General features: G+C 59.6%; 2 protein-coding genes. Both read left to right on the top strand.

The window, feature by feature from the left end; all coding sequences use genetic code 11:
* Positions 1 to 1,477: helicase-related protein (locus AC2VLV_RS08785; RefSeq protein WP_486989628.1), on the top strand; the 1,477-nt coding region annotated here is incomplete at its 5' end.
* Positions 1,478 to 1,479: 2 nt separating this feature from the next.
* Positions 1,480 to 2,936 (top strand): DrmB family protein (drmB, locus tag AC2VLV_RS08790; protein WP_486989629.1); only part of this gene is annotated, 1,457 nt, incomplete at its 3' end.

Below are 2,936 nucleotides of genomic sequence, written 5' to 3' on the forward strand. Positions count from 1 at the left end.
GGACTGCAATGGTAACCACCAGGCCGGAAAAGGACTCGCTGCCACCAAGGTCAAGAACATTAGCCCGATCCGACCGCCGGACCTGATCATCCAGGACGAGTTTCATCTGATCAGCGGGCCGCTCGGCACCATGGTTGGCCTGTACGAGACGGCCGTGGACGAGCTGTGCGGCTGGAAGTTTGGCGAACGTATGGTGAAGCCGAAGATCATCGCGTCGACCGCCACGGTGCGTAAGGCCCGCGAGCAGATGAACAACGTCTTCATGCGGAGCGTGTCGGTGTTCCCGCCGCACGGACTGGACGTGGAGGACAACTACTTCTCGGTCCAACGACCGATCGTGGGCAAGCCGGGGCGGCGTTACCTCGGGGTGTGTTCACCTGGCAGTTCGCGACCCGCGATGCTGATCCGCGTCTACACGGCATTCCTGACTGCTGCTCAGGCGCTGTTCGATCGCTTCGGCGAGCCAGCAGATCCTTACATGACCATGGTCGGTTACTTCAACGCGCTGCGAGAACTGGGGGGCATGAAACGCTTGGTCGAGGACGACGTGCAGACGCGTTCCTACCGCGTGCAGATGAGCATGGTGGAACGGCCCGCACTGGCACAACGCAGCATCAGCAACATTCGCGAGCTGACATCTCGGGTATCAAGTCAGGACATCCCCAAGTACCTCGATAACCTGGAGGTCAAGTTCAAGTCGGAGTTCGACACAGCAACCGGCAAGTACGTGACCCGCTGGCAAGAGGGCGACACGCGCGCCATCGATGTGGTGCTGGCCACCAACATGCTTTCAGTGGGTGTCGACGTAAACCGGCTCGGACTGATGGCTGTGAACGGGCAACCTAAGGGGACTGCCGAATACATTCAGGCCACCAGCCGTGTCGGGCGCTCCTTCCCCGGCTTGGTCTGCACGGTGCTGACGTGGGCCAGACCACGCGACCTGTCGCATTACGAAACCTTTGAGCACTACCACGCCACGTTCTACAAGCACGTCGAAGCGCAATCGGTAACGCCGTTCTCACCGCGCGCAATGGACCGTGGTCTAACCGGCGCGATGCTGAGTTTGATGCGCCTCAAGAACGATGTCTTCAGCCCGAACGAAGGCGCTGGCCAACTGAGCATGTCCAATCAGGCCGAGATCATCGATGCCATCAAGGTATTGGTGACGCGCGCAGGCAATGTCGCTGAAGACAACTCGCGTAAGCAGTTGGCTGAGACTGAACTGAAAGAACGCGCTGACGAATGGGCGAAAGAAGTCAGCAAAGGCGGGCGGATCTTGGCGTATGAGAAACGCGGCCCCGAAAAAGACAAGACCGTGGCATTGATCAAGTTGCCAGGACTTCAAGCCTGGGACAATTGGACCGTACCGATGTCGATGAGGGAAGTCGAGCCCGGCGTGCGCCTGATCATGAACACGAGCCATATCACGGACGATCACGATTGGAAGCCTCGTCCTGCAACGAAGGATGAGGTTTGAACATGATCATCAACAACAAAACTCCAGTCGGAGAAGTCCGCCCCAGCCAGTTGCTGTGGACCTATGGGCCCGGTGCATTGATCGACCTGCCGAGCCTGTCCGTGGTGACGCTCGGCATCGACAGATGGGAAAAAGACCGCTGCCAGCCGATTCAAGAGGCACGGCTGCTCGCTGCCGTTCGGAAGGTTCTGGGAACGCAGGTCGAAAACCTGCGGATGCCGCCTTTCCAGAAAAGCGAACTCGTTGATGTCTGGTCTGCCGAGGCCAACATCGGCGTTCCTGTTCGGCCATTCCCGCGCTGGATGCGCTGTGTGAAGTGCGGCCTGCTGTCGCCCTTCGACGCTGGTCTGTTCGAGATCAAGGAGAACCGCTTCAGGCCGGAGCGAACCCGCTTCGTTCACAAAGGCTGCCGTGGTTCCAAAGGCGACCAATCGGCCAAGGACGCGGATGCCGTTCCCGCACGTTTTCTGCTGGCCTGCCGCGACGGCCACCTTGACGATTTTCCGTGGCACTACTTCGTGCATGGAGGTAACAGCTCGTGCATGGGCACGCTGCGCTTCTTTGAGAGCGGCGCGTCGCTGCAAACCGAAAACCTGTGGGTGAAGTGCGATGCCTGTGGTGCATCCAGAAGCATGGCGCACGCTTTTGGCAAGGCAGGAAAAGAGAATCTGCCGGGGTGCCGAGGACGGCATCCGCACCTAGACCACTTCGACCACGAATGCGATGAGGAAGCACGCGCGGTGCTATTGGGAGCTACGAACAGCTGGTTCCCGATCACACTTTCGGCGCTCGCCATTCCCCAGACCAAGGACCCACTCAGTCAACTGATCCAGGATGGCTGGGAGTTCTTTGAGGAACTGGAATCCGAAGCCGAAGTGTCGGTGACGGTAAAAACCTTGAAGAAGACCGGGGCGCTGCCAGGGATCGACAAATATCCAGCAGCGTCGATCTGGTCGGCCATCGAGGCGCACCGTACCGGTGGCGGACAGGAGATCGTGGGTGAGGCCGACATCAAGGGTCCCGAGTGGGACGTGCTGACAGAGGCAAACCCACCCACGGACTACCCGCACTTCATGAGCAAGAAGGTCGGCACGCCCCCAGCCTTTGCAAAGCACATCAGCAGAGTGCTGCTTCTGGAGCGACTGCGCGAGGTCAATGCCTTGCTCGGTTTCACTCGTGTGGAGGCGCCCGAAGAAACCGGCGACCCGAACGAACGGCCCCAGATGGCCAACCTCTCACGAGATAAACCGGACTGGGTTCCTGCAAACCAGGTGCATGGTGAGGGTATCTTCATCCAGTTCGACGAGCAGGCACTCGTCGCTTGGGAAGCACTACCTACCGTCGCGCAGGTCGACAAGATGCTCCGGGGAGGCCACAGGGGATGGCGCAATTCACGTCATCTTGATCCTGACGAAGGCTACCCCGGCATTCGCTACGCCATGCTCCACACGCTCTCGCA

The organism is Thiomonas sp. TH-17 (assembly GCF_057473305.1).